The 14,289-nt window shown below is 55.9% G+C and carries 15 protein-coding genes; 4 read left to right on the top strand and 11 right to left on the bottom strand.

Translation table 11 applies throughout. The annotated features are described in order from the left end of the window. Positions 1-125 precede the first annotated feature (125 nt). The gene (locus ABE504_RS20730; protein WP_430092188.1) at positions 126-3,338 is read left to right on the top strand and encodes a discoidin domain-containing protein; all 3,213 of its coding nucleotides are present in this window, start codon (positions 126-128) and stop codon (positions 3,336-3,338) included. 111 nt (positions 3,339-3,449) lie between these two features. After that, on the top strand, positions 3,450-3,992 hold the full coding sequence (locus tag ABE504_RS20725) for a DoxX family protein (protein WP_430092186.1): 543 nt from the start codon (positions 3,450-3,452) through the stop codon (positions 3,990-3,992). Between the two features lie 645 nt (positions 3,993-4,637). Here the strand turns inward: ABE504_RS20725 and ABE504_RS20720 are convergent. From ABE504_RS20720 to ABE504_RS20710, 3 genes are all read right to left on the bottom strand, one after another. Further along, on the bottom strand, positions 4,638-5,744 hold the full coding sequence (locus ABE504_RS20720; RefSeq protein ID WP_430092184.1) for a PAS domain-containing sensor histidine kinase: 1,107 nt from the start codon (positions 5,742-5,744) through the stop codon (positions 4,638-4,640). After that, positions 5,737-6,387: a response regulator gene (locus ABE504_RS20715; RefSeq protein ID WP_430092182.1), complete on the bottom strand. Its 651-nt coding sequence runs from the start codon at positions 6,385-6,387 to the stop codon at positions 5,737-5,739. Before ABE504_RS20715 ends, ABE504_RS20720 begins: the two co-directional genes overlap by 8 nt. Positions 6,388-6,478: 91 nt before the next feature. Continuing rightward, a complete protein-coding gene (locus ABE504_RS20710; protein WP_430092180.1) occupies positions 6,479-6,946 on the bottom strand; it encodes a hypothetical protein in 468 nt (155 codons plus the stop codon). Between the two features lie 331 nt (positions 6,947-7,277). Between ABE504_RS20710 and ABE504_RS20705 the strand changes: the two genes are divergently transcribed. Next, positions 7,278-7,910 carry a Crp/Fnr family transcriptional regulator gene (locus tag ABE504_RS20705; RefSeq protein WP_430092178.1) on the top strand — a complete coding sequence of 211 codons (633 nt, stop codon included), beginning with the start codon at positions 7,278-7,280 and terminating at the stop codon, positions 7,908-7,910. Between the two features lie 149 nt (positions 7,911-8,059). Here ABE504_RS20705 and ABE504_RS20700 read toward each other — a convergent pair whose 3' ends face one another. The 8 genes from ABE504_RS20700 to ABE504_RS20665 form a co-directional block, all read right to left on the bottom strand. Continuing rightward, positions 8,060-8,590, bottom strand: a complete 531-nt coding sequence (locus tag ABE504_RS20700) for a hemerythrin domain-containing protein (protein ID WP_430092176.1) — start codon at positions 8,588-8,590, stop codon at positions 8,060-8,062. A gap of 31 nt (positions 8,591-8,621) precedes the next feature. Further along, entirely contained in the window at positions 8,622-9,167 is a 546-nt protein-coding gene (locus ABE504_RS20695) for a hemerythrin domain-containing protein (protein ID WP_430092174.1), read from the bottom strand. A gap of 82 nt (positions 9,168-9,249) precedes the next feature. Next, positions 9,250-10,938 carry a b(o/a)3-type cytochrome-c oxidase subunit 1 gene (locus tag ABE504_RS20690; protein WP_430092172.1) on the bottom strand — a complete coding sequence of 563 codons (1,689 nt, stop codon included), beginning with the start codon at positions 10,936-10,938 and terminating at the stop codon, positions 9,250-9,252. Positions 10,939-10,969: 31 nt separating this feature from the next. Continuing rightward, on the bottom strand, positions 10,970-11,440 hold the full coding sequence (locus tag ABE504_RS20685; RefSeq protein ID WP_430092171.1) for a cytochrome c oxidase subunit II: 471 nt from the start codon (positions 11,438-11,440) through the stop codon (positions 10,970-10,972). A gap of 30 nt (positions 11,441-11,470) precedes the next feature. Beyond that, positions 11,471-11,641 (bottom strand): cytochrome c oxidase subunit 2A, encoded by a 171-nt coding sequence (locus ABE504_RS20680; RefSeq protein ID WP_430092169.1) that lies wholly within the window; start codon positions 11,639-11,641, stop codon positions 11,471-11,473. A gap of 103 nt (positions 11,642-11,744) precedes the next feature. Then, a complete protein-coding gene (gene mobA / locus ABE504_RS20675) occupies positions 11,745-12,308 on the bottom strand; it encodes a molybdenum cofactor guanylyltransferase (RefSeq protein WP_430092761.1) in 564 nt (187 codons plus the stop codon). Between the two features lie 580 nt (positions 12,309-12,888). Then, positions 12,889-13,071: a hypothetical protein gene (locus tag ABE504_RS20670; protein ID WP_430092168.1), complete on the bottom strand. Its 183-nt coding sequence runs from the start codon at positions 13,069-13,071 to the stop codon at positions 12,889-12,891. Positions 13,072-13,153: 82 nt separating this feature from the next. Continuing rightward, entirely contained in the window at positions 13,154-13,771 is a 618-nt protein-coding gene (locus tag ABE504_RS20665) for a class I SAM-dependent methyltransferase (protein ID WP_430092166.1), read from the bottom strand. Between the two features lie 216 nt (positions 13,772-13,987). Between ABE504_RS20665 and ABE504_RS20660 the strand changes: the two genes are divergently transcribed. Then, positions 13,988-14,278, top strand: coding sequence for a hypothetical protein (locus ABE504_RS20660; RefSeq protein WP_430092165.1), 291 nt, complete (start codon positions 13,988-13,990; stop codon positions 14,276-14,278). The last annotated feature ends 11 nt before the right edge of the window (positions 14,279-14,289 follow it).

Here is a 14,289-nt window from a genome sequence, read left to right as displayed (position 1 = left end):
GCCGCTATCCGGCGCGTGGCAGAAGAAAGGGGGAGCGATGGCGCGAACAACCTGGCGCACGGCTTCATCCCGCAAAGGGAAAGCGTTTCCATTTTAGAAATCTCAGTTTATGAGGAGGTAATGGTGTGCGTTTTAAAAAGAAACTGAAAGTCACTGTTCCACTTGCCCTGCTGACACTGTTGACGGCTCAAGCGTTCGGTGGAGCGACGGCGGCACTCGCTGCCGAGAAATTCCCCACGTATGTTCAGAATGGGCCCGTTCCGAACCTGTCCGCCGGCACGGCCGATATTGCCGCTTCGGCCTTCGTCGATAAGGACGGCGATTTCCACTGGATGTATTCGCTGGCGAACTACGAGCAGGCGGACAACGGCGGCTCCTGGATCAAGTACAATACGAACACCGATCTGGGCAAGCTGAATACGAACTGGGGAACGACGACGGTGTACAATTCGTACTGGAACCGATCGGGCACCATCAATTACAAAATCGATCAAACGTACGGCATCCCTACGCCGTATCAGGATGATCACAACGACGGCATCGGCGTCTGGATCGACCCGGACACAGGCTACTGGTACGCGCTAACCAACGATGAGTATCAATTCTCGCCTTTTGCGACGAACAACCCGACGACCAATCAGCGCATTGCCACAGGCGTTCATAACAACCGTGTCCTGGCGACCTACTCGACGGATAAGGGCGCGACCTGGCAGCTCATCGGGCAAGTGGCGACCTCGCCGTGGAACGACAGCAACGAAGCGGCGACAAGCACGAACTTCCCAGGCACCACCTGGTCATACGGCGTGGCGGGCACCCGCTTCTTCGTCGATAATGTGAACGGTTATTTTTACGTCCTGTACAATAACCACATTAACTGGAAGCCGGGCTACAGCAACATCCTGACGTATTTCAGCCTGGCCCGCTCCCCGATCAGCGCCAAAATGGCGGAAGGCTCCTGGGACGTGTGGTACAACGGCACGTGGACCCGCTCCGCGCTCAAAGGCTACGCCGGCTGGATCGGCAGCCCGATGGGGGCCGGCAGCGACCATAATCTGACCGTCAATTATACGCCGTCGACGGACAGCTTGACGCTGACTGGCACGGGCATGGACGGCTCCTCGCTGAACATCGGCTTCTTGAAGGTGCCGAGCAGCGGCGACTTTACGTTCAAAGACGTTGCAGGCAACACCTATACGGCCAATACGGTCAACGGCACGATCAAAAATGCCGGCGGCACCTCCCTGCCCTCGGTCACCTACTCCGACCCGGCGCTGGATGCGACCATGACCGTCAGCATTCAAAGCAGCCAGGTCGTCATCTCTCAGGAAAACAACGCGACCGGCTACCTGACGACCGTGAAGCCGAGCGCCGGCTCGCCGATTTTCAAAGAGAACACGACAGGGCGGCTGTTCCTGCCGGTCAACACGCAGTACGAGAACGCGTTCTCGTATAACGCCTACAGCGGCAAATACCGCTCCGTCGGCTATGACGGCTACATGTACGAAACGGACGATCTCGGTAAGCCCGACACGTTCAAAGTCGTCGGCAAGCTGCCTGCGACCGTCGGCAGCTACTTGTCCCAGATCGATACCGGCAGCTTGACGAACCAGCAGGTGAGCGGTTACTCGTTCCGCACGATTTCCGACCTGTCCGGCGTGCAAAAGAACTACTCCGCCGCCACGCCAAGCGCGGGTCAGACCTATTACTCGGCGTATAACGCGCCGAAAGATCAGAACGGCACGGCGATTGCGCCGGGAACCGCCTACACGATTTCCATCGGCGGCAATGCGTTGAAAGACGGCACAGCAAGCCAGTGGCAGTTCGTCCCTGTGCCTGACGAGTTCGATCCGACCAAGAACAGCGGCTTTTATCGGCTGCAAAACGTGGCCACAGGCAAGTTCTTGAAGGTGTCCGGCTCCACTGCTTCCGCGACGCGGGCGATGGGCGCTTCCGTCACCACGGGAGCTGCCGACAGCGGCGCGGACCCGACCGGCAATGCGGGCAACGGCTCGGCTGTGGGCAGCGATCAGTGGTACCTGCTGCCGATCGGTGCTGCAACGCCGGCCTATCTCACGCCGTCCTCTTCGTCGACGACGATTGCGGCTGCAACGAACACGAGCCTAAACGGCCTCTCGTCCTACCGCCTCGTGAACCGCACCAGCGCGCTGGGTGTTGAATTTGCGTCCGGCCAGGCCAAAATTCAAAGCATCAAATTCGGCGCAGGCAACGCCCAAGCGATGGCGATCGCACCGGTTGCCGCGAATCCGAATATCCCTGCGGCGCCAACCGGCTTTAACGCGGCAGCGGCGGGGACTTCTCAGATCAACGTGAGCTGGAACAGCGTGTCGGGGGCGACCGGCTATGATTTGCTCGTCGACGGCACACTCGTCAGCGGCGTGAGCAGCCCGTACAGCCACACAGGCTTGGCAACCGGCTCTACGCACACGTATCAGGTGCACGCCAAGAACAGCAATGGCACCAGTATTTGGACGGTGCCGATCAGCGCTACGACATCGACAGGCATTATCTCTACAGGCAAAACGGCGACCGCCAGCTCCTACCAGACCGGCAACGATGTGGCGAACGCGAACGACGGCAATGCCTCGTCGACCCGTTGGGCGGCTGTGACCAACACCTATCCGCAGTGGTGGAAAGTCGACCTTGGCAGCGCGATGAACGTCACCAAGCTGGATAGCTATTGGTACAACAGCACAACCTATCCGCGCTACTATCCGTACAAGATCGAGGGCAGCAACGACGATGCCACGTATACAACCATTGTGGATAAGTCCAGCAATACGACGCAGGGATTGACCACCGATACACTGACCGGGACATACCGCTATATCCGGGTGACGGTTACCGGCTCCAGCTACAGCGGCGGCAGCGCTTCGGCTTATGAGTTCAACGTCTATGGGGATGCCAACCCGACAGGCCAACTGGTCTCACAAGGCAAAACGTCGACCGCCAGCTCGGTTCAAACCGGCAACGACGTAGCGAAAGCTAACGACGGCAACACGACGTCGACCCGCTGGGCCGCTGTCACCAACACCTATCCACAATGGTGGAAGGTGGATCTCGGCAGCGCGACGAGCGTCAGCAAGCTGGAGAGCTACTGGTACAACAGCACGACGTATCCGCGCTACTACCAGTACATCATTGAGGGCAGCAACGACGACGTCACGTATACGACGATTCTGGATCGTACCAGCAACACGACGCAGGGGCTCACGACGGACACCTTCACAGGGACTTACCGCTACATTCGGGTGACGGTGACCGGCTCCAACTACAGCGGCGGCAGCGCTTCGGCGTATGAATTCAAGGTGTATAATTAACTATCAGCCTAATTTCTGCGATTGTGAGTTTTCTCACATCGGGAACTTTTGCCAAGTGGTACAGTTAAGTCATCAAGGAAACAACAAAAACTTGGCAGGAGATGATGACTTATGTTCATCAATTGGGTAAGAACTAACAAGTATGCAGGCATTGCGCTTCTGATCATTCGGCTGTATTTGGGCTTCCAATGGTTCATTCACGGCTGGGATAAACTTCGCGACGGCTTCGACGCCAAAGGCTTTCTCACCAACGCCGTGACGAAGCCTGTCATGGATAAAGCGACGAACGAACTTGTCTATCCGACCTTCACGAAATTCGTCGAGCATTTCGCTGTGCCGAACGTGAAGCTGATTAACCTCTTGATTCCGCTCGGCGAGTTCCTCGTCGGACTTGGACTGATCTTGGGCGCTCTGACAACCGCCGCCGCCTTCTTCGGACTGCTGATGAACTTCATGTTCATGTTCGCCGGCACCGTAAGCACGAACCCTTGGTTCATTCTCGTGGGCGTCGTCCTCTTCATCGGCGGTGCGAACACCGGCCGCTTCGGCGCCGACTACTACTTGCTGCCGCTGATCCGCAATTGGGTCTTCCGCAAGAAAGACCCTGCTGCTCCGAAAACGGGGCCAGGCGCAGGCGCGGCGCATCTCCACTAGGTAAATTTAAAAGAACGCCCCGCGAGTTGACTCGCTAGGCGTTCTTTTTTGCAATAGGCTGCCGCTGAGAAGATGCGTAGCGGTTGCCACAGGGCTAATTTAGCTTAAAATGCGTCATTTCAAATTGTAACGGTTGCTGCAACGCTTATTTGCTAAAAAACGAACGAAATCTGGCCGATTTGACCTCAATAGCCACTGCTGTGAGACTGTCGATTAATTGTGGACAGTTTTATCCGTGAACGGACACGCGTAGAGAATGTGTATGATTTTTCGAATACATATTCAAAATCAGGCCTCAAATCACGAAATGTGTATGATTTTTCGAATAGAATTGATTGATTTTATGTGAATGCAGCACATTATACATGATTTTTCGTATACATTTTGTGTTCTCTCGCAGATTGCCAAAGTATAAACAATTAATCGACAGTCTCGCTGTAACCGTTAGCCTTGGAAAAGTGGCGTTTGGCACCAAATAAGCGCCAGGGCAACCGTTAGCGGTGGGATGTATCCCAACCGAATTTCATTTTCCGGAACACCGCGGGGCAGGCATGGACATTTGCGCCCTTTAGCGACAATAACGCGCCGTCATTCTCCCCACGGAGCCGCCGCTCCGTGCTCACGTTGCTGACACCCCCGTCACCCCTACGCCTTCCGAATCTGCAGCGTCACCGTCGTTCCGACGCCGGCTTCCGACTGCAGCGAGAATCGGGCGCCGATACTCTTGGCCCGCTCCTCCATCGCGAACAAGCCGACGCCTTTCCCTGCTGTCTCACGATCAAAGCCCTTGCCTTTATCCTCGATGCGTACTTTCACGCCATCTGCCTCATCCAGCACGAACACGCCGGCTTCCGACACATCGGCATACTTGGCGATATTGGTCAAGGCTTCCTGGATGACCCGGTAGATCACTGTTTCTTCCAGCGCACCGAGCCGTCTCCGCAGGGTACCGGTCAGCTTCACGTGGATGCCATAATACTCCGTGTAATTCTCGATATAGGTGCGAATCGCGGGCAGAACGCCGAGATCGTCCAGCACGGACGGCCGGATCTGCCAGGCCAGACTCCGCACCTCTTCGATGATGCCCGAGGTCATCTCCCGCAGCCGCACAATCTCCTCGCTGCCGTCCTCTCCGATCAGGCGGTCCATCTGAATCAGCAGCGAGAATAGGCTTTGGCCGATGCCGTCATGCAGCTCGCGCGAAAACTTCCGCCGCTCCTCCTCCTGAATCTGCAGCACCTGCGACATCATGAGCTGCAGCTCTTCTTCCACCTTTTTGAGCCGCGTCACTTCGTTCCGAATCGCCAAATATTGATAGGGCTTCCCTTCCTCATTCACAAAAGGAACGATCGTCGTATCCACCCAGTAATAGGAGCCGTCTTTCGCCTTGTTCCTGATCTCGCCGTGCCACACTTGGCCGGAGGCAATGGTGTTCCACAGCTGCGCCATGAAATCCTTGCCATGATAGCCGGAATTGATAATCCGGTGGTCCCTCCCCAGCAGCTCTTCGCGTGAATATTGGGAAATGGAACAGAACTTGTCGTTCACATAGACGATTCTGCCTTTATCGTCGGTCACCGCCAGGATGGACGATTCGTCCAGCGCGAACTTCACGTTCGACAACTGCTTCAAGGTCAGCCCCAGGCTTTGCCGGTACTCGGGGTCCGTCACATGTTCGCCGATGCGGGCGATCAGCCCCTCTACATGCTGCCCGATCACTTCCGGATAGGCGCGCCGATCGTTTTTACTCAAAGGTCAGCCACCCCTTCTGGGCCGCATATTTGACAAGCTCCGGCCGCGTTTTCAGTCCAAGCTTCTCCATCGCATTGCTTTTGTGGGTTTCGACGGTCTTGACGGAGATGATCAGCTGTTCAGCAATCTCTTTATTGGAAAAGCCTTTGGCAAGCAGCGCGATGACTTCCTTCTCCCGCTCGGAGAGTGTCTCGTACGTGCCTGTCGGCTCCCCGGTCTTCAAACGTTCCATATATTCATGCATCAACCGTTTGGTTGCTGTCGGGTATAAGTAAGCTTGTCCCCTGGACACCGATTGGATCGCAAGCAGCAGCTCCTCATGAGGCGCGCTCTTGAGCACATACCCCGAGGCCCCGGCGTGAATCGCCTGAAACAAATATTCGTCGTCATCATGCATCGTGAGCACCAGCACCTCTACCTCCGGCATCAGCCGCTTCAGCTCAGCCGTCGCCTTCAGACCATCCATGCCCGGCATATTCAAATCCATCAGCACCACATCGGGCTTCAGCATCAGTGCGGCTTGAATGCCCTCTTCCCCATTCGTCGCTTCACCGATCACCTCATTGCCATGCTTGCCGCTGAGCAGACTCATCAAGCCCGAACGAACGACCGCGTGATCGTCCACCACCACAATTTTAGGCATCGCCATCCTCCTTCCACAACCGCAGATCAACGGTATTACTATCCCGATCCCCTTTATCATACGCAAAAAAAATGAATTCCGCGAATGGAACTCATTTCGATATGTGCTGCTGATTTACCTTTAAAATGCAAGCAAACTCGGGCAAAATCGCCTCGATCTTCGCTACATCGTTCGGCGTATAACTGTCCGCCTGCCTTCTCCCTACATAGACCAAGCCGAGTGGCTGAGCCGATCCTCCCGGATCAGGGATGGGGAACACCGCAGCAGCAAGCAGCTGCTCCGCCAGCATCAAAGGGCACCGCAGCAGCTGACCCGCCGCGAGAGCGCCACCTTCGTCCAGCTTCGCCCATTTGCCGTGGCGCAGCACTTCGCCGGCTAAGCCTTGGCCCGCTTTTACAACCATGTGCGCATAGCGTTCATTGCGATTGCCGGCTGCCATCTTCCATTGAATGCGCGGCTGCCCGCCCGTTATCGGCGCCAAGGCGGCGAAATCGCTCGCAGCGGCACGCTGCACGCTTTGCAGCGCCTCCATAAGCGTTGATGTCTGATGCTCTGACATACCTGATAGCCACCTCCACTTGCTTGGCGCCAGAGTGAAACATGCTCTACTGCTATTGTAAACGGTCCAGCCCCGTTTGTAAGTCAGGGAATTCCCTGATTTTTCGCTCAGGTTAGAGGCGCTGCCGCTCCTCGGGGATGAGAGGGAATCAGGATTTTCTCCCCCCATAATCAGTGAATCTCCCGATAACCGAAAACCGTTAAACGCTCTACAATAAACATATCAAGTATTGAACGAGGAGCTGGTACGGATGATCAAGCAATGCCCCACCACCACACAAGGAATTCGGCAATTTTTTTCTGAGGGAAATTTTCATAGATTAGAAAGTATCATGTACAGCAAACAAGCGAAAAAAGGGGATTTCCTCTTCCGTGAAGGGGATCCCGCCGAGCGTCTGTATTATATCGTAAAAGGCAGCGTCCGCATCACCAAGCTGTCAGATACCGGCAAAAGCTTCGTCCTTTATCTGCATCAAACCGGCGACCTTTTCGGCCAGATGGACCCGTTCCAGGATTCGATGCAAAGCTTCAGCGCGGAAGTAACGGAAGATACGACGATCGGCGTAATACAGCGCAAGGATCTCGAAATTCTCCTGTGGCAGCACGGCGACCTGGCTGTTGAATTTATGAAATGGATGGGTCTTATGCACCGCATGACGGAATCCAAGTTCCGCGATCTGATGATGTACGGCAAGCCTGGCGCGCTCTGCTCCCTGCTGATCCGGCTCAGCAATTCGTACGGCGTTCCGAAAGAGGATCATACGCTGATCACCTACAAGCTGAACAATACCGAGATGGCGGAAATGATCGGAACGACACGGGAAAGCGTCAATCGCATGCTGCATGAGATGAAAAAAGAAGACGCCATCGACTTCCGCGACGGTCACATTATGATTAAGGACGCTAATTATTTGCGCGACATTTGTCACTGCGAGAATTGCCCCAAAGAAATCTGCCGCATGTAGCGCCGGAACGCGTCCACCACGGCTGTACAGACGGCCTTTCTGCCCGTGTGGGAGAAGGGCCGTTTTTGCGTCATTGCAGGGCGGTTCATGCGGTTCTCATTCTCGTTCTCGTTCACCCTCGGTCCCTTCAGCCGCGCTCCGCTAAAACGTTACGCCTGCCGCCCGTCTCTCCTCTGCAGCAGACGGTCTGCAATCGGAAGCAGCATCTCCCCTTCCGATGTCAAATGCTCGGTCAGCATACTGCAAGCCACGTCCAGCAGCGAAATCGCCTTGATCATACGCACCCGATCCGGCCCCTCCTCAGCGCTAGCCTGCTCCAGAAAAGCGCGCAGCATTCTCCCCGCCTGCTTATGATCTTCCTCAATGATCCATCCCGCCATCGTGAATCCAGGCTCCATGTCGCTATGTGCAAGCCCGGCAAAGAACGGGAAGGCTTCCTGCTCTTCCCAAGCTTCGTGCGCCTCCAACTGCGCCATAAAATCGCACGCCTCCTGAAGAAGCGACTGAAAGACGTCTTCTGCGTCCACCTCCGTCCCGCTTAGCGTCACCAACAGATGACTCATGCGCTCAAGCAGGTGCTGCAATCGCTGCTGCAAAATGCGATGCTCCTCTTTCAAACGTTCCACGATACGTGCCAACTCCTCGGCATGCGCATGTTCCAACGAATAGGAATTACCCATCATGCTCTCCTCCTTATTGCCCTGTCTATATCTATGAAAAAAAGTAATCGAGATCGGTCAACACTTGCTCCGTGATCGGGTACACCAACTGCTCCTCCATCGTCAAGTGGTCGTTCAAAATCAGGCACGCCTGAATCAGGTTGGCCACAGCCTCCTCCAGGAGCGGCTTTGCAAAGGGCGAGATCGCCTTCGCCGCAGCCTCACGGAACGATTGCAGGAACAGCAGCGCCAGCTGGTAATCTTTTTCCAGCACCCAGAATGAGGGCACAATTGACGGCACGGCATATCGATGATGATAAGCGAGGAGAAAAGGGAACAGCTCTCTCTCTTCCCACCCGGCGTGGCGATCCAGTTCTTCCTCTAAGACCGACGCCTGCTCCAACAGCTCGCGAAGCGCCGTAACGCCGCTCGCCGCCGCGTGCAGCTGCTTGGCTTCCTTGGCCTTCGCTTCAAGCGTTTTTAGCTGCAGCCGCAGCCAATCATGCTCCACCCTCAGGCGATCCGTCGCAAAAACAAGCTCGGCTGGATTAGCCGAAGCTAATCCTAGTTGGCCTCCCATATTGCTTAACATCGTCATACGAATCCTCTCCTTCCAAATCGCCGCAGCGCCCCCTGACGCAGCCCTCGTCCGCCCGACAATCGGGCTGCGCCGCCAGGTGTTACCATGTCACGAACCCCCGGGACCCCGCCCCCGGATTCATCATCATATCCATGAGCGGAATCGTATACGCAATCAGAATCAGAATGGCCGACAAGCTGATCCAGACGCCCCAGCGCTCCAGATAAGCCGGCGTCGCCTCGGCATTTTCCATCGTTTCGCCGATCGGATACGCGGTCTTGCCCTTTGGCGCCATCAACAGCGCGACCACGTTATACACCATGAGCAGCACGCCGATAAACAGCACTGTACCGCCAACCGCCATGAAGACGTAATACGGCATCCAGCTCAGCGCATCGGGATTCGACTCATAGGTCGTATACGCCGTTCTGCGCGGCGCGCCGAACAAGCCAACCAGATGCATCGCGCCGGACATCAGGAACATCCCGACGCACCAGAGAATGGTCTGCACGATGCCAAGCTTGTTCATTTTCGGCGTCAGTACGCGGCCCGTCACGGTCGGAATGAGCCAGTAGGTGATACCGAAGAACGTCAGCGCCACGCTGGTCGCCACCGTCAGGTGAAAATGCCCCGTTACCCAGAGCGTATTGTGTACCACGGCGTTCATTTGATTACTGGCATTAATTAATCCGCCCGCTCCAGCAGGGATGAAAATCAGCATCCCCATGAAAGGCGCGAAGAAACGCACGTCTTTCCAGGGCAGCATTTTGAACCAGCCAAACAAGCCCTTCGCTCCCCGCGCCCGGCCGTACAGTTCAAACGTCGCGAAGAGAGAGAACGCCGTCATCAGCGAAGGCACGACGACCATGAACGTCAGGACGACCTGAAGATATTTCCAAAAAGGACTGATGCCCGGCTCCATCAATTGATGGTGAAACCCGACCGGAATCGAGAACAGAAGCAGCAGGATAAACGCGAGACGCGCAAGGGCGTCGCTGTAGATTTTGCCTCCGATAATCTTCGGAATGACGACGTACCAGCACATATACGCAGGCATCAGCCAGAAATACACCAACGGATGGCCGAAATACCAGAACAAGGTGCGGCTCAGCATGACGTTAATCGTCTCCACCCAGCCGAACGACCATGGGATGAGCTGAATCAATACTTCGGCGGCCACGCCCAGTGTCGCGATCTGCCACATCAGGAATGTGATGACGCCCATGAAGGCGAATAGCGGGGAGATTTTGCCGGTATGCGTCTTTTTCCAGAACTTCAGCTGATAGAACAGCCCCCAGCCGCTCACCCAACTGCCAACCACGAGCAGCGCCAACCCAATATAGAAATACGGAGACGCCTTCATCGGCGCATAAAAGGTATACAGCACGCTCGCCTTGCCGGTCAGCACCATCGCCACACCAAGCGCGGTTCCGGCGGTCATGAGGGCGAAGCCTAGCCAGCCTGCGCGGCTAACACTCGGCAGCAGTTTACCCCCCAGGGTATGCGATACGCCCGAGTAGATAAAACCGATAATAAAAAACGTCGTAAACACGATCGCCATCAATACGCCGTGCGCGGTGAGCAGCTCGTAGTACCCCATACCGTAAGGCAGCTTGATTGAGCCGCTTTTCACCATCGTTTGCAGCAGTCCCGCAATGCCGCCGATCAGCAGCGCCGCGAACGCGACAATCAGATACGCGATAACGAGCTTCGCATCCTTGGGATCGAAGGGATGATGCTCCTGCTCACCCTGCTGCGCAGCCGCGTATATAGTCAATTTCCTATTCATATCCGTGTCCTCCTCTTTCCTCTGACGAACGTTACTTCACGATCAGCGTCGTTTTCATAAATTCATGGGCACCGCCGCAGTATTCGTTGCAGAGAATCAAGTAAGTCCCCGGCTGCGTAAACGTGTGACTGACATGGCTGACTTCTCCCGGCACGAGCATCATATTGACGTTCGTCCCCGGAATCTCAAAGCCGTGCACCACGTCCTGACTAGTCACCATAAAATCAACCGTCGACCCCACCGGCACTTCCATCGCATCCGGCGCATACCCGAACGTAAACGCGGTCATGACGGCCTCGTAGCGCTTCTCCCCGGTTTGATGAAGCCCTGGCTTATCGAATGGTGCCGTCTCCTTCACCTTGGCGGGATCGATCTGGTGATGATGCTCGCTCGGCGGCTTCACCCCCATGGCGAATGCCGAAACGCCCAGCACCGCCAGAAAAACAAACAGCATTGCAATGCCGATGGTCAGCCAAATCTTTTCAAGTTTGTGAATGTGCATCGTGCAACCCCCTTCTCGTGCTTAACCCAACTACTGTCGATGCAGAAACAGAAAAAATACCGCCAGCCAGCTCGACACGAGCATCGCCATCATGATCAGCACCGCGGCAAACGTCCCCCTCAGCGCCTGTTCCGTCGGGTTCTGACGGGCATCGCCCGGCTTCTCTATGTTCTTCTCTGTGATTTTCTCTGTCATCTTCATTACGGCTTCGCCTCCAACGTCCTTGTTCACTGTCTACTCCCATTATAAAAAAGGAGACCCGCTGCACACTGTGAGGAATATCACAGGAATCGTGAACATTGTGTCACACGCCTGTTTGACACAGCCGCAGCAGCCGTTCGTAGTCGGCTGGCGTTTTGATGCTCGCGACGGCATCCAGCGCGATGCCGTGCTCCCGCAGGCGAGCCTCCGGCAGCGCCTGCCAGCGGAGACGGCGCAGCAGCGCGGCCGGATCCGCCTCGCGCGCTTCGAGCAGCGGCTGCAGCTTCGCCACCGCGTGCCGGCGGTAAATGCCGTGCAGCGGATGCGCCGCGCCGCCGATCCACGGCAGGATCGCATCTGCGCCGTCCTGCAGGCTGCGCTGCATCAGCAGCGCGGCTTCGCTGGAGATCAGCGGCATATCGCAGCCGACTGCCCAAACCTCGGCGTGCCGCGCGAGCGACAGCGCCGCGTGCAAGCCGCCGACGATGCCGCAGCCGGCGTAGTAGTCCGTAATAATCCGTACGGAACGATCCAGTACGGGAAGAAATGGTGCCGGATGGTTGGTGACAACAATCAGTTCACTGCACACCGTCCGCATCCGTTCAAGCTGCCGGGCGATCAGGGGCTGCCCCTCAAACGGGAGCAGCGCCTTGACCTGCCCGTTCATCCGGCGGCTCTCGCCGCCGGCCAATATGACGCCTGTGAGCATAGCGTCCGCACTTCCTTTCACAGCGGTATAGCTCCACTGTACCTCGCGCACGGCGGGCTGTAAGTGAGGAATGTCACAGTTCGGACGCATGAGGCGGCGCGAGAAGTATGGCAGACAGTCCTTTGGCCGAAAACAGGCTGATGGCCTCCGACGTCATCCACAACGATCACTGTTTACGCCAGGAGGCAAGCAGGCAAGTCCCCATTTGCGCCCCTTCAATCACTTCCTGCAAAACCTACAGTTTTTTCGTCTGAACAAGACGAAATTGGCATAACATCCTGCATTTTATACATGACGTTGCGGCGATCCCTCGAATGAAAACCCTTTCAAGTGAGAAATCGCCAATTTTACCTGTAGCTTTTGCAGGTTAGCGTGGGAATTTTGCCGAAATCCCCAAATTGCCTGCACATTTTGCAGGTTCTAGAGGCTTTGGGAGCTCTTCGCCTTGCAGATATGCCGCCACGCCAAAAAGGCCTTCCTTCAGGAAGACCTCATCCACCATATATGCGGCCATGCAGCGTAATGCGGGATCTATCTGCTACTCCAAGCCCACGAAAGCAAAATAACCGCCGCCGATAAGTGCTGCCGCAACCGTGATGATAGCGAACCACTTCGTAATCCGCAGCGTCAAGTTATTGCCCTGCCACCACAGCGATCCGTACACCACCATCCCCAAAAGCAAAAGACTGACAAATGCGATTATCCCGTCCTGCATATGCACGCTATTCAGCCCCCTGTGTTCAAGCTTCGTTCTACTCTTGAATGTAAGGGATTAGCCGCATTCTGACCATACCTTTCGACAATTATTTCCTCTGACCGTCCCCCGGTTTCTCCCACGCCAACACGTACCTGTAGTAAAACCGCCGCCGCACAGTCACCCCCGGCAGCAACTCTCGCGCAGCCTGACGGATTTCGCGCAGCGATTCCTTGGGCTCAGCGATTCGCACCCCAATATCCTGCATGCCGCCATGCAGCCGGTCCATAAGGCGAATCGGGAGCACAGCTGCGGTCGCGATCGCAAGATCCAGCAGCGATTTGTCCGCTGCTAGGCCGACCACCAGCAGCCTGCCCCCGGGTGCGAGCAGGTCCCGCATTTGGACCAGCGCTTCCTTTAAGGGCATATGATGCAGCGCCGCTACACAGGTAATGGTGTCGTAGCGCTCCGCCTCCGCCGGAACCGGCAGCTGGAGGAAATCGCCGCTCACCAGTGCGGCATTCGGTACGCCACTTAGCCGCTCGCGCGCGCGGGCGATCGCGGTTTCATCAGGATCAATCCCCACGGTCTGTTGGACGAAAGGCGCCAGACGCTGAAGCAGCAAGCCGTCCCCGCAGCCGATATCCAGCACGCGTCCGCCGCGCAGCCGTGCGTCAGCTACCAATTCGTCGTGAAACGCCGTGTTGTGGTTCCAATAAGTTTCCATGGCTCAGCCTCCATTTGTCCTAAACATTCGTCTGTTAAATCAGACGTGCCAGCAGCAAAGGAGGTTGAACATCCCCGCCGATCTGTTCTCCGATGGCAAAAAAGCCTTTGGCGCATGACCAAAGACTTCTTGCCTGACAGTGACAATCATCACAGAACGCCTCTCCCGGAATTTGATACCATGAGCGTATCACCACACCGGAAGGAGCGGATTGCTATGAAAAAAGAAGTTACTGTCTACTTTAAAATCATCCATCGCGACAAAACTACCCTGCTAAGAGGGATTCTTTACCTGGAGGAACACCAGCAGCCCACCTTGCATGACTATCAGCAATGTCTGGAGGATTGCGGGCATCAGGTCGTATTGACGGATCCCGAACATATTATTTTCAAAGCATCCAAGCCAGGTGAACAGTATCTGATCCACATCCAGGATGAGAAAACAGACAGCCTCCGCGATGTCGTTGTCGAGCAGCTTGCCAAAAACTTGATGAGAACCGATTATTAATGCGATCGAAA

This window comes from Paenibacillus oryzisoli (assembly GCF_050467285.1).
GTDB classification, from domain to species: domain Bacteria; phylum Bacillota; class Bacilli; order Paenibacillales; family NBRC-103111; genus Paenibacillus_E; species Paenibacillus_E oryzisoli_A.
Note: the sequence above shows the minus strand (reverse complement) of the source record. Positions and strands in the feature narration are given on the sequence as shown.

What these genes read in the sequence shown, in the direction of transcription:
- ABE504_RS20725 (WP_430092186.1), top strand. Translation starts at nt 3,450, where the DNA reads ATGTTCATCAATTGGGTAAGAACTAACAAGTATGCAGGCATTGCGCTT.
- ABE504_RS20715 (WP_430092182.1), bottom strand. Translation starts at nt 6,387, where the DNA reads ATGCCTAAAATTGTGGTGGTGGACGATCACGCGGTCGTTCGTTCGGGC.
- ABE504_RS20710 (WP_430092180.1), bottom strand. Translation starts at nt 6,946, where the DNA reads ATGTCAGAGCATCAGACATCAACGCTTATGGAGGCGCTGCAAAGCGTG.
- ABE504_RS20705 (WP_430092178.1), top strand. Translation starts at nt 7,278, where the DNA reads ATGTACAGCAAACAAGCGAAAAAAGGGGATTTCCTCTTCCGTGAAGGG.
- ABE504_RS20700 (WP_430092176.1), bottom strand. Translation starts at nt 8,590, where the DNA reads ATGGGTAATTCCTATTCGTTGGAACATGCGCATGCCGAGGAGTTGGCA.
- ABE504_RS20695 (WP_430092174.1), bottom strand. Translation starts at nt 9,167, where the DNA reads ATGACGATGTTAAGCAATATGGGAGGCCAACTAGGATTAGCTTCGGCT.
- ABE504_RS20690 (WP_430092172.1), bottom strand. Translation starts at nt 10,938, where the DNA reads ATGAATAGGAAATTGACTATATACGCGGCTGCGCAGCAGGGTGAGCAG.
- ABE504_RS20685 (WP_430092171.1), bottom strand. Translation starts at nt 11,440, where the DNA reads ATGCACATTCACAAACTTGAAAAGATTTGGCTGACCATCGGCATTGCA.
- ABE504_RS20680 (WP_430092169.1), bottom strand. Translation starts at nt 11,641, where the DNA reads ATGAAGATGACAGAGAAAATCACAGAGAAGAACATAGAGAAGCCGGGC.
- mobA (WP_430092761.1), bottom strand. Translation starts at nt 12,308, where the DNA reads ATGAACGGGCAGGTCAAGGCGCTGCTCCCGTTTGAGGGGCAGCCCCTG.
- ABE504_RS20665 (WP_430092166.1), bottom strand. Translation starts at nt 13,771, where the DNA reads ATGGAAACTTATTGGAACCACAACACGGCGTTTCACGACGAATTGGTA.
- ABE504_RS20660 (WP_430092165.1), top strand. Translation starts at nt 13,988, where the DNA reads ATGAAAAAAGAAGTTACTGTCTACTTTAAAATCATCCATCGCGACAAA.